This window comes from Streptomyces mutomycini (assembly GCF_001700505.1).
Taxonomy (GTDB): Bacteria; Actinomycetota; Actinomycetes; order Streptomycetales; family Streptomycetaceae; genus Streptomyces; species Streptomyces mutomycini.
The window spans coordinates 28,559-43,173 of record NZ_MAPV01000072.1 but is presented as its reverse complement, the minus strand read 5'-3'; the positions used below and the strand labels follow the sequence as shown (position 1 = coordinate 43,173).

Here is a 14,615-nt window from a genome sequence, read left to right as displayed (position 1 = left end):
GGCTCAGCGCAACCGGCGCGGGCGGGACACGTTCCCCCGGTCCCGCCCGCGCCCCCAACCCCGCTGGGTTCCCTACCAGTGGATGACGACCTTGTCGCCGTTCCTCACCTGGGCGAAGAGCGCTGCGATCTTCCCCTCGTCCCGCACGTTCACGCAGCCGTGCGAAGCGCCGTTGTAGCCGCGCGCGGCGAAGTCCGACGAGTAGTGCACCGCCTGGCCGCCGCTGAAGAACATGGCGTACGGCATGGGGGAGTCGTAGAGCGTCGACACGTGGTGGCGGGACTTCCAGTACACCGAGAAGGTGCCCTCGCGGGTGGGCGTGTACTGCGAGCCGAACCGCACGGCCATCGACGAGACGACGTGGCCGTCGATCATCCAGGACAGGGTGCGGCTGTTCTTGCTGATGCACAGGACCCGCCCCTTCACACAGCGTGCGTCGGGCTTCGCGACCGCCGGTTCGGCGGCCGGCGGGTCCAGCTCCTTCGCTGTCGGCTTCCGCGTCATCGCGAGCAGCCTCTCCCAGGTCACCGTGTCCGTCCTCCCCGTGCGGGACAGGCCCCGCTTGCCCTGGAAGGACTGCACGGAGGCGAGGGTCGCGGTGCCGTAGTACCCCGTGGGGCTGCGGCCGAAATGGCCGATCTGACGCAGCCGCGCCTGGAGCTCACGTACACGCTCGCTCCGGTCGCCGACGGACATCAGGGTGCTGGGCCGCGGGGAGGGCCGCGCGCTCGGCGTCCGCGAGGGGGTGGCCGGGGTACTCGGCGGGCCGCTGCTCGGCCCGGCGCCGTCCGTGGGGCTCGGGGACGACGTCGTCGGGCGGGCGGTGGGCTCCGCCGCCCCAACCGTCTCGACCTTGCAGCCCGCCGACAGTGTGGCCAGTGCCAGGACGCCGACAGCCGTCGCGGCCGCCGTACGCACTCCGCGCGCGCCGCTGTTCGTACGTATCCGTCTCATCCCGGCCCCCTGGCTCGCCCGTCGCCGCCCCGCCGTGCGAGACCTCTCGCGCGGCACCGATATCTCAAGGGACGGATTCCCGTCCTGCCCGGTTGCCGAATCCTGCGCATGATGAGAGGCGCGCGTCCGGGCCCCGGGTACGTGCTGTGAGTAACGTCCCAGCGGAGGGACCCCGCAGGCCGTGGCGCCGCCGATAAAGTCCGTCGCGAGATTTGTTACCGATAAGTAGCTTGTGGGAGGCACAGCAGATGACGCGAGAGTCCGAGTCGGGACTGCCCATCGAGCCGGTGTACGGGCCGGAGGCGCTCGACGGCTGGCGGGCCGAGGAGAAACTGGGCGACCCGGGCGCCTTCCCCTTCACCCGTGGTGTCTATCCCACGATGTACACGGGCCGGCCCTGGACGATGCGGCAGTACGCGGGCTTCGGAACCGCCACCGAGTCCAACGCCCGCTACAAGCAGTTGATCGCCAACGGCACGGCGGGTCTGTCCGTCGCGTTCGACCTGCCCACCCAGATGGGCCACGACTCGGACGCCCCCATCGCCTCCGGCGAGGTCGGCAAGGTCGGCGTGGCGATCGACTCGATCGACGACATGCGCGTCCTCTTCGGCGGGATCCCGCTGGACGAGGTCTCCACCTCGATGACCATCAACGCCCCAGCCTCGCTCCTCCTCCTGCTCTACCAGCTGGTCGCCGAGGAGCAGGGAGTGCCGGCGGACCGGCTGACGGGCACGATCCAGAACGACGTGCTCAAGGAGTACATCGCCCGGGGCACGTACATCTTCCCGCCGAAGCCCTCGCTGCGGCTGATCGCCGACATCTTCAAGTACTGCCGCGCCGAGATCCCGAGGTGGAACACGATCTCGATCTCCGGCTACCACATGGCGGAGGCGGGAGCCTCACCCGCGCAGGAGATCGCGTTCACCCTCGCGGACGGCATCGAGTACGTCCGCACCGCCGTCGCGGCCGGCATGGACGTGGACGACTTCGCCCCGCGGCTCTCCTTCTTCTTCGTCGCCCGTACGACGATCCTCGAAGAGGTCGCCAAGTTCCGTGCCGCGCGACGGATCTGGGCGAAGGTGATGAAGGAGGAGTTCGGCGCGAAGAACCCCAAGTCCCTGATGCTGCGCTTCCACACCCAGACGGCGGGCGTCCAGCTCACCGCCCAGCAGCCCGAGGTCAACCTGGTCCGGGTCGCCGTGCAGGGCCTGGGCGCGGTCCTCGGCGGCACGCAGTCGCTGCACACCAACTCCTTCGACGAGGCCATCGCCCTGCCGACGGACAAGTCGGCCCGCCTCGCACTGCGCACCCAGCAGGTACTGGCGTACGAGACGGACGTGACGGCGACGGTGGACCCCTTCGCGGGTTCGTACGTCGTCGAGAGGATGACCGACGACGTCGAGGCCGCGGCCCTGGAGCTGATGCTCAAGGTCGAGGACATGGGCGGCGCGGTCGAGGCCATCGAACGCGGCTTCCAGAAGGGTGAGATCGAGCGCAGCGCGTACCGCATCGCCCAGGAGACCGACAGCGGCGAGCGTGTCGTCGTCGGCGTCAACCGCTTCCGCCTCGACGAGGAGGAGCCGTACGAGCCGCTCCGCGTCGACCCGGCGATCGAGGCCCAGCAGGCGGCCCGCCTGGCGAAGCTCCGCGCCGAACGGGACCAGGCGGCGGTGGACGCGGCGCTCGCGGAGCTGAAGAAGGCGGCCGAGGGCACAGCCAACGTGCTCTACCCGATGAAGGACGCGCTCAGGGCGCGGGCGACGGTGGGTGAGGTCTGCAACGCGCTGAGGGAGGTGTGGGGGGCGTACGTGCCGACGGACGCGTTCTGAGGGACGCATCCCCTCGCGGGTGATCTCCCGCCGATCGGCCGCATCCGTGGATAGGCTCGTGAACAGTGGTCTCCGAAAGGAGGATGCCGTGGCTGTGATACAGCACGAGGAGCAGGTGACGACAGTGCAGTCCGAGCTGACGATCGGCGAGGCGGCCGAACAGGCCGCACGCTCGCTGCCTGGGCATCGCGTGGAGATTCTCCAGGGGAGGCTCACTGTGACACCACCGGCCGACGGATCGCACGCGTTGGCGCTGTCCTGGCTCGGCGAGGAGTTCGGATCCAGAGCGCGTGGGGTGGGGCTGAGACTGGTGCAGGCGGTCGGGATCTGGCTGCCGACCGGGCCGGACGACTACGCGATCCCGGATCTGTCGGTCGTCGAGGCGGATTTCCGTGACGCCCACGTCATGAAGAACTGCTACGCCCCGCACGCCTTCCGTATGGTCCTGGAAGTCACCTCGACCAATTGGGCGGACGGTCTCGGCCCCAAGGTCGAGGACTACGCGCAGGCGGGCATCCCGGTCTACGTCGTCGCGGACCGCAAGCACGACCAGGTCCTGGTCTGCACTGATCCGCGTGGCGGCGAGTACAGGAACCGGACGCCCCACAAGAGGGGGACGTCCTTCACCGTGCCGGACGTGGTCGGTGTGGAGATGGAGCTCTCCGTGGACCGTCTGCTGGACGGCGAGGAGGACTGATCCGGGGCGGCGGCAGGACCGATCCGCCGCATTCCGGACGGCTGAACGGAGTGTCGTACGCGCGTGCGACACTCCGTTCATGCTGGGTGTCACCGATCTTCCGACCTATCTCGCCGGCCTGGTGCTGATCATTCTTCTGCCGGGGCCGAACTCGCTGTACGTGCTCTCCGTCGCCGCCAGGCGCGGGGTGCGCACCGGCTATGTGGCCGCCGCCGGAGTGTGGACCGGGGACACGGTCCTGATGACACTGTCCGCGCTGGGCGCCGCCTCCCTGCTGCAGACGACGCCGCTGCTGTTCGCCGTCGTCAAGTACGCGGGCGCGGCGTATCTGACCTGGCTCGCGATCGGGATGCTGCGGACCGCCGTGTCGATGTGGCGTGAGCGGCACCGGCGGGCCGCCGAGCTGACGGAGGAGGGCGCCGCACCGGCGGCGGGCGTCGAGCACCCCTACCGTCGCGCCCTCGTGGTCAGTCTGATCAATCCCAAGGCCATCCTGTTCCTGATCTCCTTCTTCGTGCAGTTCGTCGACCCCGGCTACGCCTATCCGGCCCTCTCCTTCCTGCTGCTGGGCACGCTGCTGCAGATCGGCAGCTTCCTCTACCTCTCGGCGCTCATATTCGGCGGCACCCGCCTGGCCACCGCCTTCCGCCGCCGCAAGCGGCTGTCGGCGGGGGCCACTTCGGTGGCGGGTGTGCTGTTCCTCGGGTTCGCGGCGAAGCTGTCGCTCAGCGGGGTCTGAACCCGGCGGCAGGGATCAGTGGTGCCATGCCTTGCCGCCCACGTTGTGGATCATCCGCTGGAGCACCTTGAGGGCGGCGACGAACTCCTCGTCCGGGATGCCGGCGTGGATCTCCGTGCTCGCCCTGCCGACCCTTTCGAACGCCTCTGCGCGCAGCGCGTGTCCCTCCGCGGTCAGCCGGAGGCGGGCGGTGGGGTCCTGGGTGACCAGACCCCGGGCGATGAGGGCATCGATCTCGGGCTCCAGCGAGTCGCCGACGTTCAGGTAGCCGCGGAGCATCGCGACCACCTCGGCGCGCGGGCGGCCGGATCCGTCCGCCTCGGTGAGCTGGTTGAGGACCCACCAGGGGGGCTGGGTCAGGCCGTGTTCGGCCAGTGCGGCCCGGATGTGGGTCACGGTCGCGTCGTGGGCGGCCCAGCTCCAGTAGCCGATGGGCTGCCGTGCCAGTCCTGCGTCGTCATGTGAGTAGTCCATGCCCCGGACCGTAGAACCTCAAGCAAAGTTGAGGTCAAGCGCCGTGAGGGAACCCCGCCGCGGCCGCACGGCACACCCCGACGCGGGTCACCTCGGCGACGCCCAGAGTTCACCGTTCGTCGGGCCGGGTGACACCCGCCCATTCACCCGCGTGACTAGCGTGTGCGGACCATGATCGAAGGCGAGGGCCCGCGTGCCGAAACTGTCCGTTGTCGTTCCGTTCCACAATGTCGGCCCCTTCGCCGACACGACGCTGGGCAGTCTTGCCCGTAATGCGGGCCCGGACATCGAGTTCCTGCTGGTCGACGACTGTTCCACGGACGAGACGCCGGACGTCGTGGACCGCTGGGCCGACAGACTTCCGCACGCCGAGGTCATCCGGCACGGGAAGAACGTGGGCATCGCGGAGGCCCGCAACAGCGGCATCGACGCGGCCCGGGGCGATTTCGTCACCTTCCTCGACGGCGACGACTGGTACGCCCCCGGTCACCTGGGCCGGCTCCTGCACGCCGCCGCCGACCTGGACTGCGACTTCGCCCGCACCGACCACGTCCAGGTCACGGGCACCAGCCGGGTCGTGCGCCGCGCGCCCGCCCGCCTCCGTGACACGGTCATGGACCCGCGCGAGGGAATCGCGGCTCCCGAATGGGAGACGATGGTCGACTACCCCTTCGTGTGGGCGGGCGTCTACCACCGGCGGCTCTTCGAGGACGGCGGCCACCGTTTCAACGCACGGCTGCGCACCGCCGAGGACCGGCTGTGGATCTGGCAGCTGCACCTGCGGGCCCGCACCTACGCGGCGCTGAACCTCTACGGCATCTTCTACCGGCGCGGTGTCACGACGTCCCTGACGCAGATCAAGGACTCCCGCCAGCTGGACTTCTTCCCCTCCTACGACACGCTCCTCGACGAGATCCGCGAGCACCCGGACGCGGAGCTCCTCCTCCCCAAGGCGGTCCGCACCTACTGCGCGATGATCGCCTTCCACAACGAGAAGGCGGACGCCTACGAGCCCGCCACCTTCCGGCGCCTGCGCCACGAGTCCGCGGCCGCGCTGCACCGGATGCCGCAGCAGGTGCTCGACCAGACCCTGACGATGATGGACACCAGGCGCAGCACGCTGCTCAACCGCCTGCGTGACAAGCAGAAGGCCGCCTGACCCATGCCCACGCGCACCCAGATCTTCCAGGTGTCGACCCTGTACGGGGCGGCCACGCTCGCGGCGGCGCTGGACGCCGGCCAGTTCGGACCCGGACAGGACAGCCACCGCGTCCTGCTCGTCTCCAACAACGCTGCGATCCCCGAGACCGCCCTGCGGCTGGAGGAGATGTGGGGCTACGGCGACATCGCGGCCCGCTTCGACTCCGTCGTCGACTGGAACGACGCCATCAGCCCGCACCACCCGAGCGGCTGGGGCCCGCGCGCCGAGGAGACCGAGCTCTGGCAGCGCGCCTTCCGTCTCGCCTGGGGCATCGACCCCGTCGGCCCGGTGGACCTCGCCGTCGAATCCATCCAGGTCAACCCGGCCCGCGCGCTGGCCGCGATCTTCTCCGAGAGCGCCGTGCACGTCTACGCGGACGGCCTGATGAGCTACGGCCCCACCCGCAACAAGGTGCCGAGGTCCATCGCCTGCCGCATCCAGCGGGTGCTCCACCTCGATCTCGTACCGGGACTGCGCCCGCTCCTCCTCGCCGAGTCCGGCGTCGAGCCCGAGCTCGTACCGAACGACGCCTTCCGTAAGGTCCTCGCCGAGATCGCGGGGGCCGCGGCCGGTGACCGCCGGCTCGCGGAGGCGGAGGCCGAGGCACCCACGGCGGTGCTCCTGGGCCAGTACCTCGCGGCCCTGAACATCCTCACGGCCGAGGAGGAGGAGGACCTGCACCTGCGCATGCTGAGCGGCGCGGCGCGGGCGGGCCACACCTCCGTCCTCTTCAAGCCCCACCCCACCGCACCGGCCCGCTACTCCCGGGCACTGGACGACGCGGCCGCCGCGCTGGGGGTGCGGCTGACCACGCTGGACGGCCCGCTGCTCGCCGAGACCCTCTACGAGCGGTGCGCGCCCACGCTCGTCGTCGGCTGCTTCTCGACCGCGATGTTCACCGCCGCCGCGTACTACGGCATCCCCGTCGCCCGGGTCGGCACCCGTCTCGTCCTGGACCGCATCACCCCGTACGAGAACAGCAACCGCATCCCGCTGACGATCGTCGACCACCTCGTGCCCGACCTGGACGAGCAGAGCGGCGAGCCCCTTCCGGAACTGCCGTCCGAGGCACCGGAGACCCTCGCGCCGCTGGTCCGGACTGTCGGCTACTGCATGCAGTCCGGGCTCCACCCCACGCTGCGCTCCGAGGCCGAGGCCTGGCTGCGGGACCACCTCGACACCAGCACGCAGTACTACTTCAAGCGGCGTCGCCTGCAGAAGCTCACCCTGCCCGGCGGTGGTCCGCGAGGAGCGGCGATCCGGCTGCGCCGCACCGTACGGCGCACCCGCAGCAGCCTGGGCCTCTGACCCGGAACCGGGGCGCGTGCCCCGGCCGGCCACTGATGACAGAACGGCGGAACGAGCATGGGCCAGACCTTCACCGGGCTGCTCAGAGCAGTGCGGGCGAGAACCGGGCAGGGCGGTGGCGGTACGGCGAGGCCGGAACCCACGGCCGCCCTGCGCCTCTGTGGCGACTACCTCGCGGGCCTCGCCGCGAGCGGTCCCATGAGCGACGCCCGGCAGACCCGGCTGGTCTCCGCCATCGGCGGCCTCACCACGGCCTGCGGGACCGACGGGGACGAGCTGTTCGACGCCCTGCTCCGCACCGGGCAGCGTGCCCTGGAAGCCGGAGGGGAGACGGAGACCCGTCTCGCCCTGGACATCGCGGTCGAGGCCACCGGGCTGCGCTCCAGGTCCAAGGGTGCGTGGCGGCTGCGCGGAAGCGCGCTGGACGCGCTGGGCCGGCGCGACGAGGCGGTGGAGGCCTATGAACGTCATCTGGCGCTTCAGCAGAACCCGGCGGCGGCCGAGGACATCGTGCGCCGGATCGCCACCCTGAAGGACCTCGAAGCCTGCCTGCACGAGGCCGCCGGGCTGCTGCCCGAGGCGGACGGAACCCGTCTGCGGGCGCTGCACAACGCCCCCGCCGGGCAGGCCCGTACCGCCTTCGCCGAGGTCGTACGCCGGCACACCGCCGAGGGCGGCGGCCTGGCCGACCCGGGCGTCCGCCGCCTCACCACCCTGTACGCCGCCCACCGCCGGCTGCTGGACCGGGACAGGATGGCCGACCCCCTGCTCGGCGGCGCGGAACCGCTCGGGGTCACCGCACTGCGCCGCCTGGTCGCCGGACGCTCCGTCTGCCTGGTCGCCGGCGCACCGCGCATCGCCGACGAGGAGCGGGTCCCGGGCAGTGCGCTCGGCAAGCTGATCGACGGATACGACCTGGTGGTGCGCTGCGACAACCTCCCGGCGGCCGGCCCGCGCACCGATCTGCACGCGGTCACGCTGCGGGGGGACACCCCGTGGACGGGCCCGGTCTGGAACCGCCGGGCCGGCACCCGGCTGGTCTTCGGCGACCCGCTGCCGCACTGGCGCCGCTCGCTGCGGGCCCGACTGGTCGCGGGCGCGCAGGACCGCGTCGGCGACGCCTCGCTGCGGCACCCCCTGGACGATCCGGCGCTGCTCGGCGAGGACGGCTGGGGCCCGCGGACCGGCACCGCGTTCACCGTGCTCCGGCTGCTGGACTTCCTGGACGCCGCCGACCGCCTGGACCTCATCGGCTTCGGGCTCCCGGGGCAGCTGCTCCCGCGGGAGCGGGAGTGGGTCACGGCCCGCGCGACACACGAGGACGAGACCGAGATGAGGACCACGCTGCGATGAACAGCCCCGCCGAGCCCGCCGACGGCAGACGCACCGAGCCCGCCGACGGCACCGAGCCCGCCGGGGCGGGGCCGTCCCCCGCGCCCGCCCGGCCCGACGCCGACGACCGGCGCGCCGTCACCGGCAAGCGCAGGATCGCCTTCGCCGCGTACGCCGACGAGGACCGGATGCCGGGCCTGCTGGTGCTGCTGCGCAGTCTCGCCCTGACCAACCCCGCCGTCTGCGAGGACTTCCTCGTCCTGCACCCCGGGCTGCCCGACTCCGCGTTCGAGGCCGCACACCGGCTGCACCCGCGCCTCGTGCCGCGTACCGCGGAGAGCCGCCTCGACGTCTTCCGGGAGACCGGTTACGACACCGTCGTCGCCCTCGGCCCCGGCATGGTCGTACTCGGCTCCCTCCTGCCGCTGCTGACGCTGCGTGCGGGAGTGGCCGCCGTGCCGCAGCCGGGGACCGGCGGCGGACGGACCGTGCGGCACGACGGACTGCTGGTGATCCAGCGCCAGGACGTGAAGGACACCGCGCCTGACCTGCCGGCCGGCGGCGGCGAGGACACGCTGGACCGTGCGCTGACGGAGGCCGGGATCCTCGAACCGCTCGCCTCCCACTACGACTTCCCGGTCGAGCGGCTGTACGACGACATGCCGGTTCCCGACAGCACCGTCGTCCTGCACTTCGGCGAGGGGCTCACCCCCTCCGCCCCGGCGCGCGAGGCGCGCGAGCGGTACGAGCTGGACGAGGCGGCCTTCCGCGCCGCCTACTGCGCCCTGCCGGGCCCCAAGCACCCCGAACTCCTCCTGCACTGCGCCCTGCCGCTCCTCGAAGGAGGGCGTGCGCCGGTGGACCTGGTCCGCCAGGTCGCCGAGGTGCACCGGCAGCAGGGCCGCTACGACGAGGCCGTAGCCCTGCTCACCGCCGCCGTGGCGGACCGGCCCGACCTGCCGCGCTGCCACGAGACGCTGGGCATCAGCCTGATGGCCCTGTCCCGCCACGAGGAGGCCGAGGCGCACCTCCTCCTGGCCACCGTGTCACCGGACTTCGCCGCCCGCGCCTACGGCCAGCTCGCCCGGCTCGCCTGGCTGCTGGGCCGCGACGAGGACGCGCACGCCTACGCGCGGGAAGGTCTCGACGCCGACCCCGCCGACGGCAACTGCCACGCCTGGTACGTCCGTACACGCCCGGTCGCTCCGGCCGGTACGGCGACCGCCACGGCACCGCCGGACGAACAGCTCGCCCATGTCGCCCTGTTCGCCGACGGACAGGAGAACGCGGGCGACAAGGTGCTCCCCGAAGCCGTACGGATGTGCTTCGGCCCCGACACCGGACCCGCCCGCTGGCACGAGCGGTCCGTGCACCGGCTGGTCGACGAGCCCGGCCTGGAGGAGCTGAACGCCCGGCGCGGGATCGTCGTCGGCGGTGGCGGGCTCTTCCTCCCGGACACCGCGCCCAACAGCAACAGCGGCTGGCAGTGGAACATCCCTGACGACGTCCTGGCCCGGATCACCGCGCCGCTCGCCGTCTTCGCGGTCGGCTACAACGTCTTCGACGGCCAGCGCTACCGCCGTGAGCGCTTCGCCGCCAGCCTGCGCGCCCTGGTCGGGAAGTCGGCCTTCTTCGGGCTGCGCAACCAGGGTTCCGTGGAACGGGTCAGGGAACTCCTGCCGGCGGAGCTGCGGGACCGGGTGCGCTACCAGCCCTGCCCCACGACCGTGGCCCGCCACCTCGACCCCGGCCTGGACGGCGGCCCCGGCAACGGCCCGGACGACGGTGTGCGCCGGGACGACACCGTGCTGATCAACTGCGCCTACGACCGTGCCGGTCTGCGCTTCGGCCACGACTACGGCCACTTCCTGGCCGAGACGGCCGCCGCCGTACGCGCCATCGGCGAGCGTGCCGAGGTCCGCTACGCGGCGCACATGCCGGCCGACGAGAAGTTCGTCCGCGACCTGCGCCGGGAGCACGGCACAGCCCTCCCGGTGGAGCCGCTGTACCTCTTCTCCAACGACCGCATCCGCGAGCTCTACCGGCGTACGCGCCTGGTGATCGGCATGCGCGGGCACGCGGGAATGATCCCCTTCGGCTGCGGCACGCCGATCATCAGTCTGGTCTCGCACCCGAAACTCGCCTACTTCCTCTCCGACATTGACCGCCCCGACTGGGGCGTCTCCGTCCACGACCGGTCGCTGGGCGCCCGCCTCGCCGAGCGCGCGGCGGCCGTCCTGGACGACCACGGGGCAGCCGTCGCCGACGTGCACGGCAGGCAGGAGCACCTGTGGTCGGTCACCCGCGCCAACCTCGCCGAACTCCGGGACCTCTTCGGGCTGCCGGACCCGTTCACCGGGGGACCGCGTGTCCCCGGACCGCGGACCGCCGAGCCGGCACGCGGCCTTCACCTGCCGGACACCCGGACGAAGTGACTGTTCACCCACGCGGAGTTCACCCGGGGCCCGCGCGTTCGTAGCCTGCGATGACCATGCCTTCCTCTGTCTCCCAGGCCGGCCCGCCTGCCTCCGCGCAGTCCCCGCAGCCCGCCCCCGAACCCCGCCCGCACCGCGAACACCGGTACGACATCGATCTGATCCGGCTGCTCTGCTCGGTCGGCGTGATCCTCTGCCACACGGGGTCGGCCTTCGTGAACACGGCGGGCCGCGAGGCCGCGAACGGTCCCGGCACCTACTGGGCGGGCCTGGTCGCGGACTCCGCGGGCCGCTTCGCCGTACCGCTGTTCTTCGCGATCGCCGGATGGGTCGTCCTCGTGGGTGCCCCGGTCCGGGACGGCCGGCAGCTGTGGCAGCGGATCGTACGGATCCTGGTGCCGCTCGCCGTGTGGACCGTGCTCTACGTGGCATGGGGCAGGCTGCGCGGCACCAACGACGCACCGGCCGGCGAGCTGGCGCTCGACGCGGTGTTCGCCTCGGTCCGCCCGGCCTACCACCTCTGGTACCTGTACGCCTACATCCCCGTGATCCTGCTCCTGGCCTTCGCCGCCCTGGTGAAGTCGGGCAAGCGGCCCTGGGGCCTCGGCGTCGCCCTCCTCGTGCTGGGGGCCGCTCCGACGCTGTCCGGCGATCTGGCCCGGGTGACGGACCTCGACCTGCCGCGCTTCGGGTGGGGCTTCGGCCCGTACCAGCTGATCTACGCGGTCCTGGGCGCCCTGGTCCTCGCGCTTCCCGCCGGCACGTTCGGGCGGCGGAGCCTGTGGTGGCTGCTCCCGGCCTGCGCGTGCCTCGCCGCGGTCATCGCCTACCAGCACGAGGTGCACTACGCGATTCCCTACGCGAGCGTCCTGGTGGCCCTGTTCAGCGCCGGCGTGCTGCTCTCCCTGCACCGCCTGCGCGTCCCGGAGCGGCTTCGCCCGGCCCTGACACGCCTGGCCGGAGCCTCGTTCGGTGCGTACATGATCCATGTGCTGGTGCTGGGCGTCCTCACCGACGTACTGGTCGACGCCGACCTCACCCTGCCGGTGGCGGCGGCACTGGCTCTCGCCGTCACCGCCGCCACGACGGCTCTCTCCTTCGCCGCGGCGCTTCTGTGGACCCGCCTCGGTCTGACCCGCCTCCTGGGCTGAGACCCGGTGGTCAGCGGCGCTTGAGGGCGCGGGCCCGACGGGCCAGCCGGCGCAGTGTGGCGTTCCGCCGTACGAAGGCGAGACGGGCGGGGACGACGCCGGGGAGGGCCAGCGAGCCGAGGCGGCGGCGCTTGAAGTAGCGCCAGGTCCTGGTGGTCAGACGGGTGGAGAGGTAGCGCTCGGCGGCCGGGCGCAGGTCCGGGCGGACGCGCGGCTGCATGGCGAAGGCCACCGCGGGCAGCAGTCCGCCGAGAGCCTCGGCCACCGAGGCCTCGGTCAGGGGCGACCGGCCCTGCACCGCGTCGGGCTCGGCCAGGTCGGGCAGCAGGGCGTCGACGATGGTGACCGGGATCCTCGCCGGGTTCTCGTACGGGGTGAGGCGCTCCAGCAGGGCGCCGGTCCCGGTCCTGGCCACCGGCAGACCGTAGGACGAGGCCGCGGTGAGCAGCGCCGTCGAGCAGGAGCCGACGACGAGGGCGGGGCGCAGCCGCTCGTAGAGCACCTCGGCCGGGACCTGGTCGCCCGGGGCCGGCACCGTCAGCCCGACGCCGAGCCTTCCGGCCTCCGCCCGCAGGGCCGGGACGGACGGCACGGGCCCCCCGCCGGGGTGGGGCCGGACGACGAGGTGGGTGTGGCCGAGCGCAGCCGTGCCGCGGATCATCCGCAGGTGGAGCTCCGCCTCCTCCGCGGCCGGGAGCAGCCCCGGCTCGGGGAGGAGCAGGACCGCGGCCCCCTGCGGCGCGTCGACATCCGGTGCGCAGTCCGCCAGTTCACCGAAGACCTGCCGCAGGGCCCCGGCGGGCAGCGGCCGGGGTACGGCGTCGAACTCGCCCAGCAGCAGCGGCTCCAGGCCGGGGAGCAGGTCGGGGTGGAGCAGCTGCCGGACGCGGGTCCCGATCAGCGGCGGGATCTTGCCACCGGTCGGGCCGTAGCCGGTGAGACCGTCCGTGTACACGGTCACCGGCCCGCCGGTGAAGATCTGGGCGACCGCCAGGGCGGGCGCGGTATGCGGTGATTCCACGACCAGTTCGACCTGGTCGTCCCCGAGGTCCCACGCACGTCGCAGGTGGCGTTCCCACAGGGGCACGTCGTCGGCGCGGGGCGTCCAGGTGCCCGGGTGCAGGGGGAAGACGGCGTCGTTCCACGAGCGCACCTCGTCGAAGCGGGTGCGAAGCCGGCCGAACCCGGGCCCCGCGTCGACCGGGGCCGCCGCCTCGGGGGCCTCCGCGGTCTCGCAGAGCAGCAGGATGCGGCGGCCGGAGGCCCCGAAGCAGCCGGAGTCGAGTGCCGCGGCGAGCAGGGCCGTGCCGTGGAGGCCGGAGGCGACGAAGATCTGGACGGTCACGCGGCAGTCGCTCCCTCAGTGGTGGCGGAGCGGCGGCGCAGCCTGCGCAGCACGGTCGCCCGTTCGGTGTCCATGGAGTCCAGGACGTCGTCGAGCACGCGCTGGGGCATGCGGGTGAGCGCCGCCGCGGCGAGCGATTTCAGGGTGCGGGCCACGGACGGCTCGAATTTCCCGGTGGATCCGATGTGATGGGCGATGACGGCGCAGTACGTCCGCACCGCTTTCGGCATCAGTGTGTCCGCGTCACGGTCCGCCGCGGTGTCCGAGAGCACCTGGTCATAGGCCTTGATGAAATCCAGTTGTCGTTCGTCGCCGATCTGGGTGAGAGAGGACGCGACGCCCCGCCGGTAGAAATGGCCCAGCGTTCCCAGGACCGCGAAGGATTCCGCTTCCCGGTGCAGGCGCCAGATCCACGGCCGGTCCTCCGCTGTGCGCAGCCCGTCGGTGAAATGCAGCAGCCCCCGGTCCAGCAGGCTCCGGTGGTAGAGCCCCGCCCAGGCGAACGCGTAGTCCACCGACGTCGTCCGGCCCGCGGGCAGGATCGCTTCCCGGGGGTCGCCCACCACGTCCCGCAGGCCGTGCGGGACGCGGCGCACCGTACGGGAGGTGCCGGTGACCTGCACGTGGTCCGTGCGTACAAAAGCGCAGCCCAGGGCCTCGGCCCGTGCGAGCAGACGGGTGCAGTGGCCGGGTGCGAGCCAGTCGTCGCCGTCCAGGAAGGCGATGTACTCGCCACGGGCCGCGTCCAGACCGGTGTTGCGGGCCGTGGCCAGCCCGGCGTTGTGCTCGTGTCTGCGCAGGACCACCCCCTCGATGCCGTGCTCGGCCCGGCGCAGGAGATCCGCGGTCCCGTCGGTCGAACAGTCGTCGACGAGGATGAATTCGAAGTCCTCGCGGGTATTGGCCCGCAGGCTTCTCAGGGTGTCTGGGGCGTATGCCTGGACGTTGTAGAACGGCACGATGACGGAGAGCTTAACCACCCGCATCACGCTAGGGGCGGCCCCGGCCTTCACTCTGACCCCTGTCCGTACGGAAAGTGAACGACGCGCGGCAGGAAAGTGAACCCGCCCGGATTTGCGGCCGGTTTTCTCGCCCGGAGGCCCGAATCCCCAATCGTCGACCGGCTGTTAACCATCTGTTGCCACCGCGT

12 protein-coding genes are annotated in these 14,615 nt (G+C 72.0%); 8 read left to right on the top strand and 4 right to left on the bottom strand.

The features are described 5' to 3' along the window. Positions 1-72: 72 nt before the first annotated feature. Positions 73-954: a L,D-transpeptidase family protein gene (locus BFF76_RS11525; RefSeq protein WP_065848145.1), complete on the bottom strand. Its 882-nt coding sequence runs from the start codon at positions 952-954 to the stop codon at positions 73-75. Positions 955-1,202: 248 nt separating this feature from the next. Here BFF76_RS11525 and BFF76_RS11520 point away from each other — a divergent pair, with 248 nt between their 5' ends. The 3 genes from BFF76_RS11520 to leuE all read left to right on the top strand — a co-directional run bounded on the left by BFF76_RS11520 (position 1,203) and on the right by leuE (position 4,219). Further along, the gene (locus tag BFF76_RS11520) at positions 1,203-2,783 is read left to right on the top strand and encodes an acyl-CoA mutase large subunit family protein (protein ID WP_031096627.1); all 1,581 of its coding nucleotides are present in this window, start codon (positions 1,203-1,205) and stop codon (positions 2,781-2,783) included. Between the two features lie 88 nt (positions 2,784-2,871). After that, entirely contained in the window at positions 2,872-3,480 is a 609-nt protein-coding gene (locus tag BFF76_RS11515; protein ID WP_065848144.1) for a Uma2 family endonuclease, read from the top strand. A gap of 79 nt (positions 3,481-3,559) precedes the next feature. Beyond that, a complete protein-coding gene (gene leuE / locus BFF76_RS11510) occupies positions 3,560-4,219 on the top strand; it encodes a leucine efflux protein LeuE (RefSeq protein WP_053930325.1) in 660 nt (219 codons plus the stop codon). Positions 4,220-4,234: 15 nt separating this feature from the next. On the opposite strand, the gene BFF76_RS11505 is transcribed toward leuE, so the two are convergent. Beyond that, a complete protein-coding gene (locus BFF76_RS11505; protein ID WP_065848143.1) occupies positions 4,235-4,693 on the bottom strand; it encodes a MarR family winged helix-turn-helix transcriptional regulator in 459 nt (152 codons plus the stop codon). A 193-nt stretch (positions 4,694-4,886) separates the two neighbouring features. On the opposite strand from BFF76_RS11505, the gene BFF76_RS11500 reads away from it, so the two are divergent. The 5 genes from BFF76_RS11500 to BFF76_RS11480 are packed head-to-tail and all read left to right on the top strand — an operon-like array spanning position 4,887 to position 12,120. After that, positions 4,887-5,852, top strand: coding sequence for a glycosyltransferase family 2 protein (locus tag BFF76_RS11500; RefSeq protein ID WP_065848142.1), 966 nt, complete (start codon positions 4,887-4,889; stop codon positions 5,850-5,852). A 3-nt stretch (positions 5,853-5,855) separates the two neighbouring features. Next, a complete protein-coding gene (locus tag BFF76_RS11495) occupies positions 5,856-7,202 on the top strand; it encodes a polysialyltransferase family glycosyltransferase (RefSeq protein WP_065848141.1) in 1,347 nt (448 codons plus the stop codon). A gap of 57 nt (positions 7,203-7,259) precedes the next feature. Then, positions 7,260-8,555: a tetratricopeptide repeat protein gene (locus BFF76_RS11490; RefSeq protein ID WP_065848140.1), complete on the top strand. Its 1,296-nt coding sequence runs from the start codon at positions 7,260-7,262 to the stop codon at positions 8,553-8,555. After that, on the top strand, positions 8,552-10,969 hold the full coding sequence (locus BFF76_RS11485; RefSeq protein ID WP_107418418.1) for a polysaccharide pyruvyl transferase family protein: 2,418 nt from the start codon (positions 8,552-8,554) through the stop codon (positions 10,967-10,969). Before BFF76_RS11490 ends, BFF76_RS11485 begins: the two co-directional genes overlap by 4 nt. 50 nt (positions 10,970-11,019) lie before the next feature. Further along, a complete protein-coding gene (locus tag BFF76_RS11480) occupies positions 11,020-12,120 on the top strand; it encodes an acyltransferase (protein WP_065848139.1) in 1,101 nt (366 codons plus the stop codon). A gap of 10 nt (positions 12,121-12,130) precedes the next feature. Here the strand turns inward: BFF76_RS11480 and BFF76_RS11475 are convergent, their stop codons facing one another. Both BFF76_RS11475 and BFF76_RS11470 read right to left on the bottom strand, forming a co-directional pair. After that, the gene (locus BFF76_RS11475; RefSeq protein WP_031096650.1) at positions 12,131-13,465 is read right to left on the bottom strand and encodes a polysialyltransferase family glycosyltransferase; all 1,335 of its coding nucleotides are present in this window, start codon (positions 13,463-13,465) and stop codon (positions 12,131-12,133) included. Next, positions 13,462-14,445, bottom strand: a complete 984-nt coding sequence (locus BFF76_RS11470) for a glycosyltransferase family 2 protein (RefSeq protein ID WP_065848156.1) — start codon at positions 14,443-14,445, stop codon at positions 13,462-13,464. Before BFF76_RS11470 ends, BFF76_RS11475 begins: the two co-directional genes overlap by 4 nt. Positions 14,446-14,615: the final 170 nt, after the last annotated feature.

Excerpts from the sequence above, each read along its gene's own strand:
- BFF76_RS11520 (WP_031096627.1), top strand. The coding sequence starts at position 1,203 with ATGACGCGAGAGTCCGAGTCGGGACTGCCCATCGAGCCGGTGTACGGG.
- BFF76_RS11495 (WP_065848141.1), top strand. The coding sequence starts at position 5,856 with ATGCCCACGCGCACCCAGATCTTCCAGGTGTCGACCCTGTACGGGGCG.
- BFF76_RS11490 (WP_065848140.1), top strand. The coding sequence starts at position 7,260 with ATGGGCCAGACCTTCACCGGGCTGCTCAGAGCAGTGCGGGCGAGAACC.
- BFF76_RS11525 (WP_065848145.1), bottom strand. The coding sequence starts at position 954 with ATGAGACGGATACGTACGAACAGCGGCGCGCGCGGAGTGCGTACGGCG.
- BFF76_RS11485 (WP_107418418.1), top strand. The coding sequence starts at position 8,552 with ATGAACAGCCCCGCCGAGCCCGCCGACGGCAGACGCACCGAGCCCGCC.
- leuE (WP_053930325.1), top strand. The coding sequence starts at position 3,560 with ATGCTGGGTGTCACCGATCTTCCGACCTATCTCGCCGGCCTGGTGCTG.
- BFF76_RS11480 (WP_065848139.1), top strand. The coding sequence starts at position 11,020 with ATGACCATGCCTTCCTCTGTCTCCCAGGCCGGCCCGCCTGCCTCCGCG.
- BFF76_RS11505 (WP_065848143.1), bottom strand. The coding sequence starts at position 4,693 with ATGGACTACTCACATGACGACGCAGGACTGGCACGGCAGCCCATCGGC.